15 protein-coding genes, 2 rRNA genes and 1 riboswitch are annotated in these 23,385 nt (G+C 58.1%); of the genes, 10 read left to right on the plus strand and 7 right to left on the minus strand.

Annotation, left to right across the window (positions count from 1 at the left end; genetic code table 11):
- The 6 genes from AC1V0D_RS10820 to aceK form a co-directional block, all read left to right on the plus strand.
- Window positions 1-98, plus strand: a 23S ribosomal RNA gene (locus tag AC1V0D_RS10820); the annotation flags it as partial.
- Window positions 99-190: 92 nt separating this feature from the next.
- Window positions 191-306: ribosomal RNA gene (gene rrf / locus AC1V0D_RS10825) — 5S ribosomal RNA — on the plus strand.
- A gap of 179 nt (window positions 307-485) precedes the next feature.
- Window positions 486-1,415: a homoserine O-acetyltransferase MetA gene (gene metA / locus AC1V0D_RS10830; RefSeq protein WP_009092644.1), complete on the plus strand. Its 930-nt coding sequence runs from the start codon at window positions 486-488 to the stop codon at window positions 1,413-1,415.
- Window positions 1,416-1,678: 263 nt separating this feature from the next.
- Window positions 1,679-3,277: a malate synthase A gene (gene aceB / locus AC1V0D_RS10835; RefSeq protein WP_336793994.1), complete on the plus strand. Its 1,599-nt coding sequence runs from the start codon at window positions 1,679-1,681 to the stop codon at window positions 3,275-3,277.
- A gap of 17 nt (window positions 3,278-3,294) precedes the next feature.
- Entirely contained in the window at window positions 3,295-4,596 is a 1,302-nt protein-coding gene (aceA, locus tag AC1V0D_RS10840) for an isocitrate lyase (protein WP_150028772.1), read from the plus strand.
- Window positions 4,597-4,657: 61 nt separating this feature from the next.
- Window positions 4,658-6,406 carry a bifunctional isocitrate dehydrogenase kinase/phosphatase gene (aceK, locus tag AC1V0D_RS10845; protein ID WP_482907413.1) on the plus strand — a complete coding sequence of 583 codons (1,749 nt, stop codon included), beginning with the start codon at window positions 4,658-4,660 and terminating at the stop codon, window positions 6,404-6,406.
- Here aceK and iclR read toward each other — a convergent pair.
- Entirely contained in the window at window positions 6,381-7,208 is an 828-nt protein-coding gene (iclR, locus tag AC1V0D_RS10850) for a glyoxylate bypass operon transcriptional repressor IclR (RefSeq protein ID WP_046100998.1), read from the minus strand. The two genes, aceK and iclR, sit on opposite strands and share 26 nt — an antisense overlap.
- Window positions 7,209-7,402: 194 nt before the next feature.
- On the opposite strand from iclR, the gene metH reads away from it, so the two are divergent.
- Entirely contained in the window at window positions 7,403-11,086 is a 3,684-nt protein-coding gene (gene metH, locus AC1V0D_RS10855) for a methionine synthase (protein WP_482907556.1), read from the plus strand.
- A 359-nt stretch (window positions 11,087-11,445) separates the two neighbouring features.
- Here metH and AC1V0D_RS10860 read toward each other — a convergent pair whose 3' ends face one another.
- From AC1V0D_RS10860 to pgi, 5 genes are all read right to left on the minus strand, one after another.
- Window positions 11,446-13,536, minus strand: a complete 2,091-nt coding sequence (locus AC1V0D_RS10860) for a YjbH domain-containing protein (RefSeq protein WP_046100999.1) — start codon at window positions 13,534-13,536, stop codon at window positions 11,446-11,448.
- Window positions 13,536-14,279: a capsule biosynthesis GfcC family protein gene (locus tag AC1V0D_RS10865; protein WP_009092636.1), complete on the minus strand. Its 744-nt coding sequence runs from the start codon at window positions 14,277-14,279 to the stop codon at window positions 13,536-13,538. Before AC1V0D_RS10865 ends, AC1V0D_RS10860 begins: the two co-directional genes overlap by 1 nt.
- Complete coding sequence (locus AC1V0D_RS10870; RefSeq protein WP_046101001.1) at window positions 14,276-14,923, minus strand: YjbF family lipoprotein; 648 nt, start codon at window positions 14,921-14,923, stop codon at window positions 14,276-14,278. The genes AC1V0D_RS10865 and AC1V0D_RS10870 overlap by 4 nt, the downstream gene beginning before the upstream one ends.
- 176 nt (window positions 14,924-15,099) lie before the next feature.
- Window positions 15,100-15,348, minus strand: coding sequence for an exopolysaccharide production protein YjbE (yjbE, locus tag AC1V0D_RS10875; protein ID WP_009092634.1), 249 nt, complete (start codon window positions 15,346-15,348; stop codon window positions 15,100-15,102).
- A gap of 564 nt (window positions 15,349-15,912) precedes the next feature.
- Window positions 15,913-17,559 carry a glucose-6-phosphate isomerase gene (gene pgi / locus AC1V0D_RS10880; RefSeq protein ID WP_150028770.1) on the minus strand — a complete coding sequence of 549 codons (1,647 nt, stop codon included), beginning with the start codon at window positions 17,557-17,559 and terminating at the stop codon, window positions 15,913-15,915.
- 429 nt (window positions 17,560-17,988) lie between these two features.
- A riboswitch (Lysine riboswitch) is annotated at window positions 17,989-18,179 on the plus strand.
- 119 nt (window positions 18,180-18,298) lie between these two features.
- On the opposite strand from pgi, the gene lysC reads away from it, so the two are divergent.
- The 3 genes from lysC to panS all read left to right on the plus strand — a co-directional run bounded on the left by lysC (window position 18,299) and on the right by panS (window position 21,684).
- The gene (gene lysC, locus AC1V0D_RS10885; RefSeq protein WP_482907414.1) at window positions 18,299-19,651 is read left to right on the plus strand and encodes a lysine-sensitive aspartokinase 3; all 1,353 of its coding nucleotides are present in this window, start codon (window positions 18,299-18,301) and stop codon (window positions 19,649-19,651) included.
- 238 nt (window positions 19,652-19,889) lie between these two features.
- Complete coding sequence (aqpZ, locus tag AC1V0D_RS10890) at window positions 19,890-20,585, plus strand: aquaporin Z (protein WP_190311312.1); 696 nt, start codon at window positions 19,890-19,892, stop codon at window positions 20,583-20,585.
- 181 nt (window positions 20,586-20,766) lie between these two features.
- A complete protein-coding gene (gene panS / locus AC1V0D_RS10895; protein WP_009092628.1) occupies window positions 20,767-21,684 on the plus strand; it encodes a ketopantoate/pantoate/pantothenate transporter PanS in 918 nt (305 codons plus the stop codon).
- A 37-nt stretch (window positions 21,685-21,721) separates the two neighbouring features.
- Here the strand turns inward: panS and AC1V0D_RS10900 are convergent, their stop codons facing one another.
- The gene (locus tag AC1V0D_RS10900) at window positions 21,722-23,347 is read right to left on the minus strand and encodes a Na/Pi cotransporter family protein (RefSeq protein ID WP_111208883.1); all 1,626 of its coding nucleotides are present in this window, start codon (window positions 23,345-23,347) and stop codon (window positions 21,722-21,724) included.
- Window positions 23,348-23,385: the final 38 nt, after the last annotated feature.

The raw sequence follows: 23,385 nt of genomic DNA on the forward strand, positions 1-23,385 counted from the left end.
TGAAGGGACGTTGAAGACGACGACGTTGATAGGCCGGGTGTGTAAGCGCAGCGATGCGTTGAGCTAACCGGTACTAATGACCCGTGAGGCTTAACCTTACAACGCCAGAGGCGTTTTTGAGAGACGTGATTTTCAGTTTGTGACGGATACGTCTGCGCGGCCCCTGTGGCGGCGCGGAAAACAGAATCTGCCTGGCGGCTTTAGCGCGGTGGTCCCACCTGACCCCATGCCGAACTCAGAAGTGAAACGCCGTAGCGCCGATGGTAGTGTGGGGCCTCCCCATGCGAGAGTAGGGAACTGCCAGGCATTATACAAGTGAAGAAGCCCCGCACCGACGTGCGGGGCTTTTTTACGTCTGCTGTTTGCCAGTTTAAGCTGAAACATTTTCATTTTCTGCATGAAACCTCGACAACTCACCCCAATCAGGCTAATGTTGGGCATCCAGATGTCTAAACGTTTATACGGTTGTATGAGGTGAGCAGGTTATGCCAATCAGGGTTCCCGACGAATTACCGGCAGTAAATTTTTTGCGTGATGAAAATGTCTTTGTCATGACATCATCGCGCGCCAGTGTTCAGGAGATCCGTCCGCTTAAAGTGCTGGTACTGAATCTGATGCCGAAGAAGATCGAAACGGAAAATCAGTTTCTGCGTCTGCTGTCCAACTCACCCTTACAGATCGATATTCAGCTGCTGCGTATCGACAGCCGTGAGTCGCGCAACACCCCCAGCGAGCACCTCAACAACTTCTACTGCAATTTCGAAGATATTCAGCACGACAACTACGATGGCTTAATCGTGACAGGTGCGCCGCTCGGACTGGTTGATTTTAACGATGTCGCTTACTGGCCACAGATTCAGCGCGTGCTGCACTGGGCAAATGAGCATGTTACCTCGACCCTGTTTGTCTGCTGGGCAGTGCAGGCTGCGCTGAATATTCTGTATGGTATTCCGAAACAAACCCGACAGAACAAACTGTCTGGCGTCTATGAGCATCAGATACTGCATCCGCACGCGTTACTGACCCGGGGTTTTGATGATAATTTCCTGGCTCCGCACTCACGCTATGCTGATTTTCCTACCCAGCTGATCACGGATTACACCGATCTTGAGCTGTTTGCTGAATCGGAACAAACCGGTGCGTATCTGATGGCGAGCAGGGACAAGCGACTGGTCTTTGTTACCGGTCACCCGGAGTATGATGCCCTGACCCTGGCCGGTGAGTATCATCGCGATTATGAAGCGGGCGTGAAACCGGAGATTCCGTATAACTATTTCCCGCAGAATAATCCGGCGCTGCCACCGCGCGCCACCTGGCGCAGCCACGGCAATCTGCTGTTTTCGAACTGGCTCAACTACTACGTCTATCAGATCACGCCGTTCGATCTGCGTCACATGAATCCGACGCTGGAATAGTCCCGCTTAATCTTCAACTGAACCGTGTTAGCCGATGGCAGCACGGTTTTTTTTCGCCTGTAAAAAGCCAGGTGAAAAGCATTCCTTTAAAAAATGAAACTTTAATTCGTTCTGAAACAGAGAGATATCGCCGTTTAAATACAAAAATGGAAATAGTTTTTGATTTAAGAAAATAAATGCTTATGCTCTGGATCTGTAGCTCACAAAACAAACAGCGAGTGGATCCGCTGCATTCGATCTTTTGAATACAGGAGAGCGCCAGCATGACAGATTCCGTGATCAGCCATACCCTGACCTTCAGCCAGCCCCTGAACCAGGGAGCAGAGAGCCTGTTTACCCCTGAAGCCATCTCGTTTTTAAAGGCTCTGGTGACACGCTTTGCGCCGCAACGCGAAGTACTGCTGCTCGACCGCCAGCGGCGACAACAACGCTATGACCAGGGCACGCTGCCAGACTTCGATATGGAAACCGCTTCCATAAGAGAAAGTGAATGGCATATTCGATCCATTCCGGCCGATTTAGCGGATCGCCGGGTGGAGATCACCGGGCCGCCCGATCGGAAGATGGTGATCAACGCGCTGAATGCTGACGTGAACGTCTTTATGGCTGACTTTGAGGATTCGCTTTCCCCGGCGTGGTCAAAACTGATCGACGGTCAGCTGACGCTGCGCGAGGCGGTGCAGGGGACACTGAGTTACACCAGCGACAAGGGCAAAATCTATCAGTTGAACGCCCATCCGGCGGTGCTGATGTGCCGGGTGCGCGGTCTGCATCTGTCAGAAAAACATGTCAGCTGGCAGGGTAAGGCGATTCCGGGCGGCCTGTTCGATTTCGCTCTCTACTTTTTCCACAACGTTCGCGCTTTACTGGCGAAAGGCAGCGGCCCTTACTTCTATCTGCCGAAAACCGAAAGCTGGCAGGAGGTCGCCTGGTGGCGTGAGATCTTTCGTTTCAGCGAGGATCAGTTCGATCTGCCGCGCGGAACGATCAAAGCGACGGTGCTGATCGAGACCCTGCCTGCGGTCTTCCAGATGGATGAGATCCTGTGGAATCTGCGCGATCATATCGTCGGCCTGAACTGCGGTCGCTGGGATTACATCTTCAGCTATATCAAAACCCTGCAACAGCATCCGGATCGGATATTGCCGGATCGCCAGTCGGTGACCATGTCGCAGCCATTCCTGGATGCTTATTCGCGACTGCTGATTAAAACCTGTCATCGCCGGGGGGCATTTGCGATGGGGGGCATGTCGGCCCTCATTCCCCACAAAGATCCGGCGCGCAATGCCTGGGTATTGCAACGCGTAACGGAAGATAAGCAGCGTGAGGCGGGCAATGGACACGATGGCACCTGGATAGCGCATCCTGGCCTGGCAGAGAGTGCAATGGCCGTCTTCAATGCCGCTCTCGGCGACCGGCCTAATCAGCTGCATGTCATGCGTGAAGCGGACGCCCCGATCACGGCAGAGCAGTTACTTGCGCCCTGTGAAGGGCAACGCACCGAGGCGGGTATGCGTGCCAACATCCGCGTCGCGCTGCAATACCTTGAGGCCTGGATTAGCGGTAACGGCTGTGTGCCGATTGATGGACTGATGGAGGATGCCGCCACGGCGGAGATTGCGCGCACCTCTATCTGGCAGTGGATTCGCCACCAGCAAATCCTGGACAGCGGCCAGCCGGTCACCGCTGAACTGTTTCTGCGCTGGCTGAACGAAGAGTTGCATCTGCTGCAAAACACGCTGGGTGAATCCCGTTTCAGCGGCGGTCGCTACCACGACGCGGCGCAGCTGATGGCGCAGATCACCACCGAACGCGAACTGGTTTCCTTTCTTACCCTGCCAGGCTACCGCCTGATCCCCTGAACAGAGGAGCTATTGCCATGACACGCACTCAACAAATCGAGCAACTTGAACAGGATTGGCAGACCGCACGCTGGCAGGGGATTACCCGCCCGTACAGCGCAGCAGAGGTGGTTAATCTGCGCGGCTCATTACAACCCGCCTGTACGCTGGCGGAGCGCGGTGCAGAGAAACTCTGGGCACTGCTGAACGGCAAGGCAAAGAAGGGCTACATCAACAGTCTGGGCGCGCTGAGCGGCGGTCAGGCCCTCCAGCAGGCGAAAGCGGGCATTGAAGCGATCTATCTCTCTGGCTGGCAGGTGGCGGCAGATGCCAACGTTGCCGGGCAGATGTATCCCGATCAGTCGCTCTATCCGGTCAACTCAGTGCCGGAGGTCGTGACGCGCATCAATCAGACCTTTCAGCGTGCCGATCAGATTCAGTGGTCTGCGGGTATAGAAGCGGGTGACAGCCGGTACACCGATTTCTTTCTGCCGATTGTTGCCGATGCGGAAGCGGGTTTTGGCGGCGTGCTGAACGCATTTGAACTGATGAAGGCGATGATTCAGGCGGGTGCCGCGGCGGTTCACTTCGAGGATCAGCTGGCTGCGGTGAAAAAATGCGGCCATATGGGCGGTAAGGTGCTGGTGCCGACTCAGGAGGCGATTCAGAAACTGGTGGCGGCCCGGCTGGCCGCCGATGTGATGGGGGTGCCCACCCTGCTGCTGGCCCGCACCGATGCCGATGCCGCTGACCTGATCACTTCAGACTGCGATGAATACGACCGTCCCTTTATCCGGGGCGACCGGACGGCAGAAGGGTTCTTTCGCACCCATGCGGGGATAGAACAGGCGATCAGTCGCGGTCTGGCCTATGCACCCTATGCTGACATCCTGTGGTGTGAAACCTCGACGCCGGACCTGGCGATGGCGCAGCGCTTTGCCGACGCCATCCATGCGCGCTTTCCCGGCAAACTGCTGGCCTACAACTGTTCGCCGTCGTTCAACTGGAAGAAGAATCTCGACGACAGCACCATCGCGACGTTTCAGCAGTCGCTCAGCGACATGGGTTATCGCTTCCAGTTCATCACGCTGGCAGGCATCCACAGCATGTGGTTCAACATGTTTGATCTGGCCCATGCCTATGCTCAGGGCGAAGGGATGCGTCACTATGTTGAAAAGGTTCAGCAACCTGAGTTTGCGGCGCGCGATCGCGGTTACAGCTTCTCGTCGCATCAGCAGGAGGTGGGCACCGGCTATTTCGATCAGGTCACCACCACCATTCAGGGCGGTAAATCGTCGGTCACGGCGCTGACCGGTTCGACCGAAGAGCATCAGTTCTGACGCGCTTTCCTGACGGATCCCCCGCCCGCACGCTGCGGGCGGGCCTTTGCCGGAGCTGATTATGCCGCCACGTGAATCTTTAATCGCCCACACGATTCTGCAGGGGTCAGATGCGCAGTATGGCCGCTTTCTGGATATCACCGCCGGGGCGCAGCAGCGGTTTGAACAGGCGGAGTGGCAGGCGGTGCAGCACGCCATGAAGGCTCGCATCCACCTCTACGACCATCATGTCTCTCTGGTTGCTGACCAGCTGCGGGTGCTGAACGGTGCGGCAGACTGGGATCAGGCATTCTGGCTGCGGATCAAGGAACACTATCAGAGCCTGCTTCCCGGCTACCCGCGGCATGAGATTGCCGAAAGCTTTTTTAACTCCGTCTACTGCCGGTTACATGGCCATGCCGATCTGCAGCCGGAGCGCCTGTTTATCTTCAGCTCTCAATCCCAGGCTACGCCGGTCACCCCTTTGCGGCCCCTGTCGCGACGTTATCTGCCGGACAGAGGCTGGCGGGCCGTGGTGGATCAGGCTCTGGCCGATTTACCGCTGACCCTGCCGTGGCAGCATCGCGCCCGGGATGTCGGCTGGATTGTCCGTCACCTGACGTCGCACTTTGCCGGTCTGGATCAGGGCTGGCTTGAGGTCAGCAGTGAGCTTTTTTATCGCAACAAAACCGCGTGGCTGGTGGCGCGCCTGCATCTGCCGGAAGGCATCGCTCCCTGTCTGCTGCCGATTCAGCGCACTGACGCCGGCGAACTCTGGATAGACACCTGTCTCACCGATGTGAATGACGCCAGCATTGTCTTTGGGTTCGCCCGCGCCTGTTTTATGGTCTATGCCCCGGTGCCTGCTGCGCTGGTCGCCTGGCTGCAACAGATTCTGCCAGGCAAAACCCTGGCGGAACGGTACAGGGCAATTGGCTGCCAGAAACATGGCAAAACGGAAAGCTACCGTGAATATCTTCAGGCGCTGGCAGAGAGTGATGCGGCCTTTGAGATCGCGCCTGGCGTGCGCGGCATGGTGATGCTGGTTTTCACGCTGCCGGGGTTTGATCGGGTGTTTAAGGTCATTAAGGATCGCTTCGCGCCACAGAAAGAGGTGACGGAAGCGCAGGTGCGCGCCTGTTATCAGCAGGTCAAAGAGCATGATCGCGTGGGACGTATGGCCGATACGCAGGAGTTTGAGCAGTTTGCGCTGCCGCTGGCGCGCTTCTCACCGGCGCTGCTGGCTGAGCTGAACGCCTGTGCGGCAGAAAAAGTGGAGATCCGGGGCGACCGTCTGATCATTCGTCATCTGTGGCTGGAGCGACGGATGCAGCCGCTTAATCTCTATCTGGCGCAGGCCAGCGCGGCAGAGCGGCATCATGCAATCGAGGAGTATGGCAACGCCATCCGGCAGCTGGCGGCCGCCAATATCTTTCCCGGCGATATGCTGTTTAAAAACTTCGGCATCACCCGCCATGGCCGGGTCATTTTTTATGACTACGATGAGATCCGCCCGATGCTCGAACTGAACTTCCGGGAGGTGCCGCGCGCGCGTTATGAGGAAGATGAACTCAGCGCAGAGCCCTGGTACAGCGTCGGGCCGGACGATGTGTTTCCGGAGACTTTCCGCTATGCGTTATGCAGCGAAGCCGCGACCGGCGCCTTGCTGCTGCAACTGCATCCGGAGCTTTTTGACCCCGGCTGGTGGCGCGCTCAGCAGCAGCGCATCGCTCAGGGCCATGTGGAAGAGGTAATTGCCTGGCGGCAGACGCAGCGTTTCAGCGTCTGCTACGCGGCAGAAACCGTTAACGACCGCTGTACGCCAGCGTAACCTGTCGCGCCTCGCGGATGACCAGCGCGCCGAGTTCAGTAATGCGGTCATCCGTCATGCGGGCAATCGGGCCGGAGATGGAGAGCGCCGCAAAGGCGTCGCCATGTTCGTCATAGATGGGGGCGGCGACACAGCGCAGACCCAGCGCATGCTCTTCATCGTCAAAGGAAAAGCCCGCTTTGCGCACCTGTGCCAGATTCTCCTTCAGGCTCTGCGGCGACATCAGCGTCTTCGCGGTGTAGTAGTGCAAGCCCTTCTGATGCAACAGCGCCGTGACCTGCTCATCGCCCAGATGTGCCAGGAACGCTTTGCCGGCACCGGAGGCGTGCATCGGCAGCTTGCCGCCAATCGGCGCAGACATCCGCATCAGCTGCGTACACTGCACCTGATCGATGATCACGGCCTGATGATCGCTGAGATCCAGCACCGCCAGATTGACCGTCTCGCCGGACTGCTCCATCAGCCTGCGCAGCACCGGGTGCACCAGCGCCAGCAGGTTACGGCTTTGCAGAAAACTGCTGCCGACCACAAAGGCGTGTGCGCCGATAGTCCACAGACCCAGGTCGCCCACCTGACGGACAAAACCCTGCTGCTGCATGGTGCTGAGCAGGCGATGGGTGGTGGAGTTTGGCAGGCCCGCCTGCTGGGCCAGTTCGGTCAGCGCCACGCTGCCGTGTGAATCAGCAATCAGCTCCAGCAGGGTCAGGCCGCGCGTCAGCGACTGGACCTGACCGCCCGCTGGTGCGGCGACAGGTGTGCTACGGGGTTTTTTGCCGCGCTTAGCGGGAACCGGCGTTGCCATGGGAAACTCCTCTTTTGCATTGTGGAAATCATTTTCGTTTTAATCGTGACGTTTGCAAACGCTGCTTTTCTGGTCAGACCTCTCAGCCCGCGATCGTTATCCGTCCCGCATAAGGTGACTTTGTCGCCAGTTAAGCTTGTGCCAGAATGAAAAACAGGCTTTTTCGCCAGCAGACTGACGTGAGTGGGGCAACGGTGAGCACGAAAATCGACGCGTTATATCAGCAGCTCGCACAACGCATTATGGTGCTGGACGGTGCCATGGGCACCCTGATCCAGTGCTACCGGCTGGAGGAGGCGGATTTTCGCGGCAGCCGCTTCGCCGAGTGGCCCTGCGATCTTAAAGGCAACAACGATCTGCTGGTGCTGAGTCAGCCGGCGGTGATCCGCGAGATCCACGACGCCTATCTGGCCGCAGGCGCTGACATCCTCGAAACCAACACCTTCAATGCCACGTCGATTGCGATGGCAGATTACCGCATGGAAAACCTCTCGGCAGAAATTAACCGTGAAGCGGCCCGGCTGGCACGATCCTGCGCCGATGCGTGGACGGCGAAAACGCCGGATCGTCCGCGCTTTGTGGCGGGCGTGCTGGGCCCGACTAACCGCACCTGCTCTATCTCGCCCGATGTAAACGATCCCGCCTTCCGCAACGTCACCTTCAGTCAGTTGGTGGACGCGTACCGGGAGTCGACCCGCGCGCTGGTGGAGGGCGGTGTTGACCTCATCATGATTGAAACGGTGTTCGACACGCTGAATGCGAAAGCCGCGGTCTATGCGGTGCAGAGCGAGATGGAGGCGCTGGGCGTGACGCTGCCGCTGATGATCTCCGGGACGATTACCGATGCCTCCGGGCGGACGCTCTCCGGCCAGACCACCGAAGCCTTTTATAACGCTCTGCGTCATGCAGAACCCCTCTCTTTTGGCCTGAACTGTGCGCTCGGCCCGGATGAGCTGCGTCAGTATGTGGCGGAGCTGTCGCGCATCGCTGAGGGCTACGTCAGCGCGCACCCCAACGCGGGTCTGCCCAATGCGTTTGGCGAATATGATCTCGATGCGGAAGTGATGGCCCGGCAGATGGGGGAATGGGCCCGTGCCGGCTTCCTGAATATTATTGGCGGCTGCTGTGGCACGACGCCGCAGCATATTGCCGCCATGGCCGCCGCTGTTGAAGGCGTCGCACCGCGGAAGCCACCGGCTATTCCGGTGGCCTGTCGTCTCTCCGGTCTGGAGCCGCTTAACATCAGCGCCGAATCACTGTTTGTGAACGTCGGGGAGCGCACCAACGTCACCGGCTCGGCAAAATTTAAAAGACTGATTAAAGAAGAGAAATATCACGAGGCGCTGGACGTCGCGTTGCAGCAGGTGCAGAGCGGCGCACAGATTATCGACATCAATATGGACGAAGGGATGCTCGACGCTGAAGCGGCGATGGTGCGTTTTCTGAATCTGATTGCGGGCGAACCCGATATCGCCCGCGTGCCGGTGATGATCGACTCTTCGAAATGGGCAGTGATTGAAAAAGGGTTACAGTGCATTCAGGGCAAAGGAATCGTTAACTCGATTTCGATGAAGGAGGGCGAGGCGGCCTTTATCCATCATGCCCGTCAGGTGCGGCGCTACGGCGCTGCCATGGTGGTGATGGCCTTTGATGAAGTGGGGCAGGCGGATACCCGCGCCCGTAAGATCGCGATCTGCCGCCGGGCTTATCAGATTCTTACACAGGAGGTCGGTTTCCCGCCGGAAGATATCATCTTTGACCCCAATATCTTTGCCGTGGCGACCGGCATAGAGGAGCACAACAACTACGCGATGGACTTTATCGGGGCGTGCGAAGATATCCGGCGTGAATTGCCCCATGCGATGATCTCGGGCGGCGTCTCCAACGTCTCATTTTCTTTTCGCGGCAACGAACCGGTTCGCGAAGCGATCCACGCCGTGTTCCTCTATCACGCTATCCGCAACGGCATGGGGATGGGGATTGTCAACGCTGGCCAGCTGGCTATCTATGACGATCTGCCCGCTGAACTGCGCGATGCCGTCGAAGATGTGATCCTCAACCGGCGCGAAGAGGGCACCGAGCGGCTGCTGGCGCTGGCGGAAACGTATCGTGGTGGCAAAAGTGACGGCGCGCAGGAGAAACAGCTGGCGGAGTGGCGCGGCTGGGCGGTAGCTAAGCGACTGGAATATTCGCTGGTTAAAGGAATAACGGAGTTTATTGAGCAGGACACCGAAGAGGCACGCCAGCAGGTGTCCCGCCCGATAGAGGTTATCGAAGGGCCGCTGATGGCGGGCATGAATGTGGTCGGCGACCTGTTCGGCGAAGGCAAAATGTTCCTGCCGCAGGTGGTGAAATCGGCACGCGTCATGAAACAGGCGGTGGCGTATCTGGAACCCTTTATCGAGGCCAGCAAAGAGGCCGGGCGCAGCAACGGCAAAATCGTGCTGGCCACGGTGAAAGGGGATGTGCATGACATCGGCAAGAATATTGTTGGCGTGGTGCTGCAGTGCAATAACTACGAAATTATCGACCTGGGCGTGATGGTGCCAGGGGAGAAGATCCTGAAAACCGCGCGGGAAGTCGATGCGGATATCATCGGCTTGTCGGGCCTGATCACGCCGTCGCTGGATGAGATGGTTAACATGGCGAAGGAGATGGAGCGTCAGGGCTTTACGCTGCCGCTACTGATAGGCGGCGCGACTACCTCAAAGGCGCATACCGCCGTCAAAATCGAGCAGCACTACAGCGGTCCGACGGTTTACGTGCAGAACGCTTCACGCACCGTCGGCGTTGTGTCATCGCTGCTCTCCGACACGCTGAAAGCCGATTTTATTGCCCGGACCCGACGGGAGTATGAAACCGTGCGCATCCAGCACGCACGCAAAAAACCGCGCACGCCGCCGGTGTCGCTGCAGGCCGCGCGCGATAACGCCAGCCTGATCGCGTGGGAAAACTACACGCCACCGGTGCCGCATCGCCCCGGCGTCAGTCAGGTTGAGGCCAGTATCGACACGCTGCGCCACTATATCGACTGGACGCCGTTCTTTATGACCTGGTCGCTGGCGGGCAAATATCCCCGCATTCTGGACGATGAGGTGGTGGGTGAAGAGGCACAGCGTCTGTTTGCCGATGCCAGTGCGATGCTCGACAGGCTAAGTGAGCAGTCGCTGCTGACACCCCGTGGCGTGGTCGGTATTTTCCCGGCTAACCGGGTCGGTGACGATATCCATCTCTATAGCGATGAGCGGCGCGATGAAGTTTTGTGTGTGAGTCATCACTTACGTCAGCAGGCAGAGAAAACCGACTTTGCAAACTACTGCCTGGCCGATTTCGTGGCACCCAAATCAACGGGAAAAGCGGATTATCTTGGCGCTTTCGCGGTGACCGGCGGGCTGGAAGAGGATGCGCTGGCGGCGGCATATGACCTGCAGCATGACGACTACAACAAGATTATGGTGAAGGCGCTGGCGGACCGTCTGGCGGAGGCGTTTGCCGAATATCTGCATGAGCGGGTGCGTAAGGTGATCTGGGGCTTCGCCCCCAATGAAAATCTCAGCAATGACGAGCTGATTCGCGAGCGTTATCAGGGGATACGACCGGCGCCAGGCTATCCGGCCTGCCCGGATCACACCGAAAAAGCGGCCATCTGGACGCTGCTGGGGGTGGAAGAACAGATCGGCATGACGCTCACCGAATCCTATGCCATGTGGCCGGGCGCCGCCGTCGCCGGCTGGTACTTCAGCCATCCTGACAGTCGATATTTCGCCGTGGCGCAGATCCAGCGTGACCAGGTGGAGGATTATGCGGCACGCAAAGGCATGTCGGTCAGCGAAGTGGAACGCTGGCTGGCACCGCATCTTGGCTACGACGAGGAGTAAAAAAGCGGGCTGAAGGCCGTTTCAGACAGCTGGAAATTTAAATCCGGGCGAATCTTACTGCAATGAATAAGCTCAATGCGCAGGGAACCCGGTCAGAAGAGGAAAGCGTCCCGCGCCAGGGACGGCGCGGGCCGAGCGGCCAGGGATGGCATTAGCGCCTTTCCGATCTGACCGGGTTTCCTGTGCGTGCACCCGCTTACCGCTGAGCAGGCTCAGGGAGCATACGCCTTGCGCAAAGTCGCCTTAACGCCATCCATGGCAGGCTCAGCGCGGGCCATCCCTGGCCCGCTATGCTTTGCTTCAGGCGTATGCTCCCATCGCTTTACGTCCGGCCGTCGTCTGAACGAGGCCGCTTCTGCTTAGTTAAAGCGCGCGTCGCGATCGGAGGTCAGATCATACAGCTGGTATTTACGACCCAGCATCTGACCGCCATCGCGCGTCAGCGGCACCCAGTTAACCTGCGCGCGACCGCGTGTTGGCGTCACGGTGAACAGATCCATTGGCACGGAGATATAGAAGCCTTTGGTGAAATCACCCTCGCCATACTCTTCCGAGGAGACGTTGGTTTTCGTGGCATACACGCCCACCATCACGCCGCTGTCAAAGCGCTTGGACACATCAACCGTCACGCCTTTATCTTTCGCCAGATACTGACCGACGCTGGCTTTCACCAGCACATCCTGCATAAACCACGGACGCCAGTAGCCGGTCAGGTTGCCGGTTGAGGCTTTATAGCGGTTGAACTGCATCATGTTGTCCCAGTCACGCTGCCGGACGTAGTTGGCATCGACGCCCACCGCCCAGTTCGCATCGACCGGACGATAGAGCACCTCGCCGCCCACGCCGCCATACATCGTCTCCAGATAACCGCCGTAGACCTGACCATAGAAGCCGTTACCAAGGTGGCCCATATAGTTGGCCTGCAGATCGTTAACGTAGACGTTATTCTCGACGTAGTCGCGGATGTGGGTACGCACGCGCGGCAGCGATGAGTCGGCCGGTGCGCCGTTATAGTTGAACTTATCGTAGTTGTTGGCGAGGTTGCCAAACAGACTGCCCCCCACCAGCAGGTGGTCGGTCAGCCAGTAATCGACGTTACCCATCACGCCGACCTGATACATGTAGAAACTCTCCGGGCCGCCCACCGACTGATTCAGCACCGGTGACAGGCTGTAGTTCAGGCGATCTTTGCGGATAAACATCCCCTGCTCAGTAGTGCCCGGATCGACTGGATCTTTGCGCGTCTGCTGCAGCGGCTGCTCATGGCCCAGCGGATAGCCTTGCAGATCGTTACGCAGGCTGGCGACCTGCGTTTCCGTGGTGACCTGCGGCATATTAAAGCGCGACTCGGTGACATTGATGGTGTCGATGCCGTCCGGCAGATGATTCATGATGATGCGGTTAGCACGATCGACGCCTTCGCGGGTATCGCGATATTTGGTCTGCTCACCGGAGACATAGAGCGTATGCCCCTGTGTCTGAATACGCGGGCCATCGAGACCGGCGTTATATTTCAGGTCGGTAAGCTGATTCCCCACCACGGTCGGCTCCAGCAGACGCGGCTGCGGCTGCGGATTGTAGGCGGGCTTCTCGCTGTCGATGTGCGCCTGGCGCAGATCGTTAAAGTTCGTGCGCAGGGTAACACCAAACATAAAGGTGTTGCCGCGTTCGTAGCTGGCGTTGATATCCGCCCAGTCGGTCACACGGTAAATCGCCCCGACGTTCAGCTTGCTGCGCTGCTCCAGACGGCCAGCAAAGTCATTCTGATAGTCGTTGCCCTCATACTCCATTTTAAGGCGCAGCGGCTGCCAGGGGGTCTGATACTCAATACCGCCAAACAGCGCCGTCGGACCGTGGAACATCTGCGAGCCGTTGATGGAACCCGCTTCACCGACCCGTGGACGCTGACAGTAGCTGTCGCTGTAGGAACAGAAGGGGTTCTTCACCGTGCCGCTGTTGCCGAGATAGCCCCAGCCGAGACCGAACGTAAAGTCGAACGGCCCCCAGGCCTTGGTCGCCACCAGATATTCGCTGTCGAACAGGCCCGTGCCGCCGAGATCGCGGGTGCCGACCGCCACTTCCGGCAGCCAGAATCCTTCCTGCCACAGACGCAGTTTCAGGTCGAAGGCTTTATCTTTATAGCTCTGCGTGCCGCTGAATTCAGAGACCGCACTGTACTGGCGGGTACGCACGTCGGTGTAACGCACGGTCGTCTCCAGCCACGGGAAGAGCTGCAGCGATGCGGAGTAATAGCGATACTGATCGTTGTCGCGGGCATTGAGGCTGAACTCCCCCTCTCTGGCCATGCGCGCGGTCGGCACCTGCATCAGGCCCACGCCGCCAAAATCAGATTGTGAAGGTCCCACCGGCGCAGGCCAGGTGTCAGCCTGCGCCTGACAGGCTGCCGCCACGGAAACAGCCAGCAGGCTGAAGAGATAACGTTTTTTCATCAGTCTGGTATCCGGTGAGTCAGTACGGAGAGGAGGCGATCGTTGAGATCTTCATAGGCACCTGGCAGGCTCCACGATGAAAAGCCGAGCCAGATAATGCTGCCTGGCTCCACTTCCACATGGCGATGATTCCAGTACGCTACCGGCACCTGCTGCGTGGCACCCGACGGAGCAATCACCGTAACAAAATTGCGTTCTGCCCCGGAAAGTAACGAATGCCCCGCAAGATAGTCACGTACGGATTTTCCCGGTTGCCAGCTCACTTTGCCTGCCCCACTCAGCGCGCCGAGCAGCAGCACGGAATCGGACGGGGTTTGCAGCCAGAGGTCATAGCTGCCTTCCAGACGACGGTTATCTGCCGGATGCAGACGGATCCAGTCCGGGTCGAGCGAGGTAAACTGGCGGCCTGTTACCCTGATCGCACTCAGCTGGCGGATCACCTCATCAATGGCCGCCGCCCGGTCGCCACTGCTGTCGGCACGCCACGCGCGCAGCTCGCCCAGCGTCTGCTGATAGTGCTGCTGTGCCACGGCGCTGGCACCGCGCTCGGCAATAAAAGTACGACGCCAGTCCGTGTTCGCCTGCAGCGGAGGAAGCGTCACCAGTTGGGCGAGATCGGCAATCTGGCTCAGTTCAGCCTGACCGCCATTATGCGGTGCGTGGACAATCACCTGCGCCGTCGCCTGCGCGCCTGCGCTGCTGAGCAGGCTCAGCCCGGCCAGCAAAAATGTTATTTTTTTCATGATTTCGCCGGCTTCAGAATAGTGGTGTCTACAGGGAAGGCATCTGCCGCCAGCATCTGATGGGCCTGCACCACATCGCCGCTGCTGTTATCGATCCAGAAGGTGTTTTCCCACGTGCGGTTACTGCTGTCGATGCTCACCTGCTCATGCCAGACGCGGCAGGGAATGCGGTTGCCCGCGAGGGTCAGGACTTCATCGGTGCCGCGCGCAAAGGTAGAACGCACGGTCGCGCCGCGAACCTTGCCCTGTTCGGTCCACTGCACGATGCGGGTCCAGCCTGCGCCATTGCTGAGGTGAAGGGCGGCAGCCAGCGGGTCCTGCTGCAGATTGCTGACGCTCAGCAGGTTATCCGGTAAGCCCAGGGTTTTTACCAGGCGCCCATGCTGTGTGACCAGCATCGCCTGATCCTGAGTCACCCATTTCTGCTGACCATTCTCGTTATAGCCCAGCACCACGAAAATACGCGGTCCCTCATTCAGCCGGGCATAGAGACTGGCGTAGGGCAGATTGTTGACCTGTTGATCGGTTACGGTGACGTCGTCAGGACCGTTAACCGCGAGCAGCAGGGTCTGTTCAAGACCTTTTTGCGTTTGTGTACAGGCCTGCAGCAGCAGGCAAGCGAGCAGCAGAGGAAGTTGGCGCACTGTGTGTCCCTGATAAGTCATGCCAAAGTAAAAATAACCACACAGACGTGTGGTTATGTTTAAAGGTGCTCTGCCCGTTACGTCTGGCGGCAAAACGGCGGACTGCGTGGCGTCGCTAAAACGTCAGCGTTGCCCGTGAGTCACCGGTCAGCAATCAGACGCGTTTCGGGTTTCCATCAACGAGTTGTGCTCGTCGTGGTTGTGGTTGTTGTACCGGTATTTGCACCGTCACCACCGCCAGAAGCGGCGATCCCGATCCCGACCAGCGCGCCCAGCGCACCGATACCGACAGCGGTCGACGTGCCGGACGAGATTGCTCCCGCCTGCGCGCCAGCTGCGGAACCCGCTTCTTCCGGCGCGGCAAAGGCGCTGGATGAGGCGGCAACGAGGATCAGGGCTGCACCGGCAACCATAGTTTTTTTCATAACAACGTTTCCTGCATTGAGTGAATGAAGGATCTCCGCCTGACGACCCTGGCTATACAGACAAGCTATGACCAGAGCGACAGGCAGTCCCATTGCGGGCGCGTTCATTATAGGGCAACAAAATATCAGAGTTCAGCGCTATAAAAACCAGGGCGGCGAAGGAGGTGATGGCGTGATTTAATCAGTCAGATTGGAGATAACCGCCTTTTATATCGGAATATTTCGGCCTGATGCCAGATATTTCGCTGCGGGTTAAAGAATTGCAAAGCGTAATGTTCTCTTTTATTAATATCTGGTACGGAATAAGAATAATCAGAATTTACTCAGGATTGCTAAAATTAAATAGGATTATGAATCAAGGGTTAACCCAGGGTAACGACACTTTTCAGGTCCATTTTATACTGGGTGTTGGCGGGTATGCTCCGGCAATGTTCAGAATTGTCTTAGGTGACTTTCGGAATTTTCCCGCGCCAGTGACGGTCTGTATATCCATAAAGCGCCAGACAGGGCGTAAACAGAGACAAAAAAGGCGGCAAATGTGCCGCCTGATTAATTTAAAGCCGATTAACGCCAGGACTTGTAGCGATTAATTAAGGCATTAGTGGAACTGTCATGACTGGTAATCTGTTCATCATTTTCCAGTTCCGGCAGAATGCGGTTCGCCAGTTGCTTCCCTAATTCCACACCCCACTGATCGAAGGTGAAGATATTCAGGATGGCACCCTGAGTGAAGATTTTATGTTCATACAGGGCAATCAGCGCACCCAGGCTGAATGGGGTAATCTCACGCAGCAGGATAGAGTTGGTCGGGCGGTTACCTTCAAAGACTTTGAACGGCACGATATGGGCCACGGACTCTGCGGATTTACCGGCATCCGTAAACTCTTTCTCCACGACGTCGCGTGACTTACCAAAGGCCAGCGCTTCGGTCTGCGCAAAGAAGTTGGAAAGCAGCTTCGGATGGTGGTCGGCGAGGGCGTTATGGCTGATGGCGGGTGCAATAAAGTCGCACGGCACCAGCTTGGTTCCCTGATGGATCAGCTGATAGAACGCATGCTGACCGTTGGTGCCCGGTTCGCCCCAGATAATAGGACCGGTCTGGTAGTCCACCGGGTGACCGTCGCGATCCACATACTTGCCGTTTGACTCCATATTTCCCTGCTGGAAATAGGCCGCAAAGCGGTGCATGTACTGGTCATAAGGCAGGATCGCTTCGGTTTCGGCACCAAAGAAGTTGTTGTACCAGATACCAATCAGCGCCAGCAGCACCGGCAGGTTCTGTTCAGCAGGCGTCGAGGCAAAGTGCTGATCCATGGCGTGTGCGCCGCTCAGCAGCTGCTCGAAGTTATCGAAACCGATAGAGAGAATGATCGACAGGCCGATGGCAGACCAGAGCGAATAGCGACCGCCGACCCAGTCCCAGAATTCAAACATGTTGTTGGTGTCGATGCCAAACTCGCCCACCGCTTTGGCGTTGGTGGAGAGCGCCGCAAAGTGTTTCGCCACGTGCTGCTGATCGCCAGCCGTTTTCAGGAACCAGTCACGCGCACTGTGGGCGTTGGTCATGGTTTCCTGCGTGGTAAAGGTCTTCGATGCGACCAGGAACAGGGTGGTTTCCGGGCTGAGATCTTTCAGCGTTTCGGCGATGTGGGTGCCGTCAACGTTAGAAACAAAGTGCATGTTCAGGTGGTTTTTATACGGGCGCAGCGCCTCAGTCACCATGAACGGGCCAAGGTCGGAGCCGCCGATACCGATGTTTACCACGTCCGTAATCGCTTTACCGGTATAGCCTTTCCACTCGCCGCTGATGATACGTTCGGAGAAGCCTTTCATCTTATCCAGCACCGCGTTCACTTCCGGCATCACATCTTTGCCATCCACCAGAATCGGGGTGTTGCTGCGGTTACGCAGCGCGACGTGCAGCACCGCACGATCTTCGGTCCGGTTAATCTTCTCACCCGAGAACATAGACTTAATGGCACCGCTGAGATCGGTCTCTCTGGCCAGCGCCTGTAACTTATCGAGGGTTTCCTGGATGATGCGGTTTTTGGAGAAATCCACCAGCATCTGATCATCAAAGGTGGCAGAGAATTTGGCAAAACGATCGGCATCCTCAGCAAACAGATCGGCAATTTCCACCGATTTCATCTGCTCAAAATGCTGTTGCAGCGCTTTCCAGGCTGCGGTTTGTGTCGGATTGATATTTTTCATGGCAACACTCTTGTTGATAAAAAGAACCGTCATCCCATCGGGTCACATCGACCCCGTTTAGCGTTTCAGTATGACCACAGTTGTAACTGAAAGGAAAAATTTTGTCAGCGCGCTCCGGGCTGGGGAGCGGAAAGCCCCCATCCTGTCGCCAGCATTCACTGGCGCGAACAGCCGGAGAGGGCAGTGACAACGTCCGACCGAGTGTGACGCGAAAGGCCGTACAAAACGTTGTGCCGAATCAGGAATGAATGCAACGGCTGAACCCATTAAGCTTCGCAGAAAAAAGGGCGCGTCGGACTGAACCCACCCAGCACTCTAGACGCTGTGGCGCAGGCAGATTTGTTTTCTGATGCGGCGCGCCAGCCATGCTGACATTGACAGCAGGGCCAGAAAAGGCTAAATGTATGCGCCTACTTGCGCACCTGTGCGCAAGCCAGAAGAGGCGCGTCGCCCAGGCAGTGTGTTGGAGGAACCGTATCCGGCGAAAACACATGATGGGGAGCGACGCCGAGGTGGGTCAGCACGCGGTGTGTTGCCTGTCGGCTACAGGGGCTGAATCCTCTGGGTTGTCACCAGAAACGTGCAGTCGACGTTTCGCAAGGTGGGGCGCTTCTGGGTGACTCGTCTACCCGATCTGGTCTGCCCGTTTCTGCTCTTTCCTTGTGCCTGGCTGAAAGAATGTTTCCCGACCCCTTTCTCAATGGCGGGAACAAGATAACCTGACACGAGGTTCTACTACATGTCTCAAACACTGATTGTGGCAAAATTTGGCGGCACCAGCGTCGCTGATTTTGAAGCGATGAATCGCAGCGCTGATGTGGTGCTGCAGGATGCGAGCACCCGTCTGGTGGTGCTTTCCGCCTCGGCGGGCATCACCAATCTGCTGGTTTCGCTGGCTGAAGGCCAGCCCGCTGCCCAGCGTGCCGTTATGCTCGATGATATCCGCCGTATCCAGTATGCCATTGTGGATCGTCTGCAGCGTCCGGATGTGATCCGCGATGAAATCGATCGGATGATCGACAATATCAGTATGCTCTCCGAAGCCGCTTCGCTGGCCACCTCAAGTGCCCTGACCGATGAACTGGTCAGTCACGGCGAGCTGATGTCCTCCCTGCTGTTTGTTGAAATTCTGCGTGAACGCCAGGTCAATGCGGAGTGGTTTGACGTTCGCAGAGTGCTGCGCACCGACGATCGCTTTGGCCGGGCTGTACCGGACGTCGACGTGCTGGCAACGCAGGCGACGGAGCAGCTGCAGCCGCGCATCGCGCAGGCGCTGGTTGTGACCCAGGGCTTCATCGGCAGTGAAAGTGAAGGACGCACCACCACGTTAGGCCGTGGCGGCAGTGATTACACCGCAGCGCTGCTCGGCGAAGCCCTTCACGCGGCGCGCGTGGATATCTGGACCGATGTGCCGGGTATCTACACCACCGATCCGCGCGTGGTGCCGACCGCGAAGCGTATTGATGAAATCACCTTTGAAGAAGCCGCTGAAATGGCGACGTTTGGCGCGAAAGTCCTGCATCCGGCCACGCTGCTGCCCGCCGTACGCCGCGGTATCCCGGTCTTTGTCGGCTCCAGCAAGGATCCGGCCGCGGGAGGAACCCGCGTCTGCAACGAAACCCGCAACCCGCCGCTGTTCCGGGCGCTGGCGTTGCGCCGCAAGCAGACGCTGTTAACGCTGCACAGCCTCAACATGCTGCATACGTTTGGTTTCCTCGCCGAACTGTTCAACATTCTGGCGCGCCACAACGTCTCGGTCGATCTGATCACCACCTCGGAAGTGAGCGTGGCGCTGACGCTCGACACCACCGGCTCCACCTCTACCAGTGCCAGCCTGCTGACCCAGGCGCTGCTGACGGAACTCTCGTCGCTCTGCCGGGTAGAAGTAGAAGAAGATCTGGCGCTGGTGGCGATTATCGGCAACCAGCTCTCTAAAGCCTGCGGCGTTGGCAAAGAGGTGTTTGGTGTGCTCGACCCGTTCAACCTGCGCATGATTTGCTACGGTGCCAGCAGCTACAACCTCTGCTTCCTGGTGCCGGGCAACGATGCAGAAAGCGTGGTGCGTACGCTGCACCGCAATCTGTTCGAGTAAGCCTCTCTGTTTTCTCAGGCCGCTTCAGCGCGGCCTGAGAAAGCGTCCGGCCGGATCACACTGGCCGGTTTTCCCCGCGTTACCTCATCCCGGATAAATCCCCTCTTTACAAAGGGTTATTATTTCCTGTTGCCAAATGGCAACCCTTTTATCCCGCCATTTCATGTACTTGCGTTGCGATCAGCCTGCGCAGTTTTATAATCCCGCCGCAAAATCCATTCACCCAATCACAGGAAATATCATGAAAAGGTTAATCGCAGAAGCGCTGGGCACCTTTGTGCTGGTGGCGGGCGGTTGCGGGAGTGCCGTGCTGTCTGCCGCGTTTCCGCAGCTGGGCATTGGCTTTCTGGGCGTGGCGCTGGCGTTCGGGTTGAGCGTGCTGGTCATGGCCTATGCGGTCGGACACATTTCAGGCGGTCATTTTAACCCGGCGGTCACCCTGGGCCTGGTGGCAGGCGGACGTTTTCCCGCGGCGCAGGCTATCCCTTACATCCTCGCGCAGCTGGCGGGTGGCATTGCGGCGGGTGCGGTGCTCTGGCTGATCGCCAGCGGCAGAAGCGAGTTCAGTGCCGCCGCCAGCGGCTTCGCGGCGAACGGCTACGGCACGCATTCGCCGGGTGGCTTCAGCCTGCAGGCGGGCATGATCAGCGAAGTCGTGATGACCGCCATCTTCCTGATCGTCATCATGGGGGCGACCAGCGAACGCGCGCCGAAAGGCTTTGCGCCAATTGCGATTGGCCTGGCGTTAACCCTGATTCATCTGGTGACGATTCCGGTGACCAACACCTCGGTTAACCCGGCTCGCAGCACGGCAGTGGCCCTGTTCCAGGGGGACTGGGCACTCTCACAACTGTGGATGTTCTGGCTGATGCCGGTTATCGGTGGTGTGGTGGGTGGTGTGATCTTCCGCAGTTTAGAGGATAAAGCAGCGTAATTTCGTCGATTTGCAGCGGATCGGCAGCAGTCGATCCGCATTTTCCCGCCTCGCCGCATCTTCGCCTTACGTCGTGATAACGAAATGTTATGATCCCGCCCGCGTCAGCAGTCGTTCCTGTATGGCGTGCTTCAGGGGCAACTCTGCATAAAACACAACACTCTTATAAGGAAGTCTGGCCATGCTCGCCACTTTAACCCGCCTGTTCCCGCTCTGGGCCGTGCTGTTATCTGTCGCCGCGTATTACTCGCCCGGAACGTTTCTTGGCATCGGGCCGTGGGTCACGTATCTGCTGATGCTGATCATGTTTGGCATGGGGGTGACGCTCAATATTGACGATTTTAAACGGGTGCTGACCCGCCCCGCGCCCGTGATTGCCGGTACCTTTCTGCACTATCTGGTGATGCCGTTAGCCGCCTGGGCGCTGGCAAAACTGTTCCATATGCCGCCCGATCTCGCTGCGGGGATGATTCTGGTCGGCAGCGTCGCCAGCGGTACTGCCAGCAACGTGATGATCTATCTGGCGAAGGGGGATGTGGCGCTGTCGGTCACGATCTCCTCCGTCTCGGCGCTGGTGGGCGTATTCGCCACGCCGCTGCTGACCCGCTTTTATGTGGACACCCATATTCAGGTGGACGTGGTGGGAATGCTGCTGAGCATCGTGAAAATCGTGGTGATCCCGATCAGCCTCGGGCTGATCATTCATCACAGCATGAACAGCGTGGTTCGCCGGGTCGAGCCCTGGCTGCCTGCGTTTTCAATGATCTGTATTCTGCTGATCATCAGCGCAGTCGTGGCGGGCAGCCAGAGCTTTATCGGATCGGTGGGCCTGATGGTGATCGCCGCTGTGATCCTGCATAACGCCATTGGCCTGCTGGGCGGTTACTGGGGAGGCAAGCTGTTTGGCTTTGATGAGTCAACCTGCCGCACGCTGGCGCTGGAGGTCGGGATGCAGAACTCCGGTCTGGCGGCGACGCTGGGTAAGCTCTACTTCTCGCCGCTGGCGGCCCTGCCGGGCGCGCTGTTCTCGGTGTGGCACAACCTGTCAGGTTCACTGCTGGCGGGCTACTGGTCCGGAAAGCCGATCAAGAAGCCCTAACACCGATGGCGCGCAGAGGTTTCCCTCCTCTGCGCGCTTATTCATAATCACGCTCATCATCGGGCTGCTCCAGCACGGTATAGGCGACGCTGCAGAACAGTGAGTTGAGACGCTTCATATCACCGAGCAAACCGAGGTGCAGCGAACTGGTCTCAATACTCTGCACGTTCTGCTGATGCAGGCGGTCAACGTGCGCGTGCGAGTAGCGGCGAATCATCAGGCGGAAACGATGTTTCGCGCGGCGCAGCCGTTTAGCACTGGTGACATCGTGCGACAGAAACACCGACAGACTCATTCTGAGGTTGCTAATCAGCAGCTCCTGCAGGCCTTCCAGCTCTTTCAGCCCCTCGGCTGAGAAGGCGCGGCCCGCCGCCAGCGACTTATCCGCCACATCGCCGCTCATCCGTTCAATGATGTCACCGGCCTGCTCCAGATTGAGCGACATCTCAATGATTTCCCCCCAGCGTCGCGAATCCTCTTCCGGCAGATCCTCTTTCGGCATCCGCGCCAGATAGAGTTTGATGGCGGTGTAGAGCACATCGACATCATCATCCAGCCGCCGTACCGTCCGCTCCTCGCGGGATTCCCCATGCATCACCTTATTGAACGCCTCCAGCATCTGCTCCAGCACGTCGCCCATGCGCAGCGCCTCGCGGGCGGCATTCACCAGGGCGAGCGCCGGGGTATCCAGCGCGCTGCGGTCAAGATGCTTCGGTTTCAGCTGCAGAGTGGTGTCCACATCGTCGGCGATGAGACGACGGCAGAGGCGCGCCATCAGGTCAGCAAAGGGCACCATCGCCACGCAGCGAACCAGGTTGTAGAAGACGTGGAAGAAGATCACCAGCTCTTCATCGTTCACCGGCAGCTTATCCAGCCATGTCGCCACGATATCGACAAAGGGCAGGATCACCACGCAGCCGATCAGCTTAAACAGCAGGCTGCCGAGCGCCACGCGCTTGCCCGCCGCATTGGAGCCGCTGGCGTTGATCAGGGCCAGCAGGCCGCTGCCCAGGTTGGCACCAATCACCAGACAGAGCGCCACCTTGAAAGAGATCACCCCGGTGGCGGTCAGCGTAGCGGTGATCAGCACTGCAGCCAGGCTGGAGTAACTGATAATAGCGAAGACCGCGCCCAGCAGGGCATCAAGCATCACATCGCCGGTCAGGCTGGAGAAGAGCACCTGGACCCCGGCGGCCTGGGTAATCGGGCGGGCGGCTTCAACAATCAGCTGCAGTGCCAGCAGGATCAGACCCAGTCCGATACTGGCCCGGCCTAGCTGTCCGGCTCGGGTCTGCTTACGGCTGAGAAAGAAGACCACGCCAAAAAAGATAAACAGCGGCGAGAGCCAGGAGAGATCAAACGTCAGGATACGCGCCATGATCGCGGTGCCGACATCCGCCCCCAGGATCACCACCAGCGCGGGGGTCAGGCTGACCAGATTCTGCGCCACAAAGGAGGTGACCAGCAGGGTGGTGGCATTGCTGCTCTGCACCAGCGTGGTCACACCAATGCCTGCCAGAAAGGCCATCGGTTTCTTTTCTATGCTGCGGCTGAGGACGCGGCGCAGATCGGCGCCGTAAACCCGCATGATGCCGGTGCGGACGATATGCGTGCCCCAGACCAGCAGGGCCACAGCGGAGAGTAAATTAAGCAGAGTTAACACGGGGGGTTGCTCCTCCAGAGTCAGGCTTAAAGCACAGA

The organism is Pantoea sp. PA1, assembly GCF_056856975.1.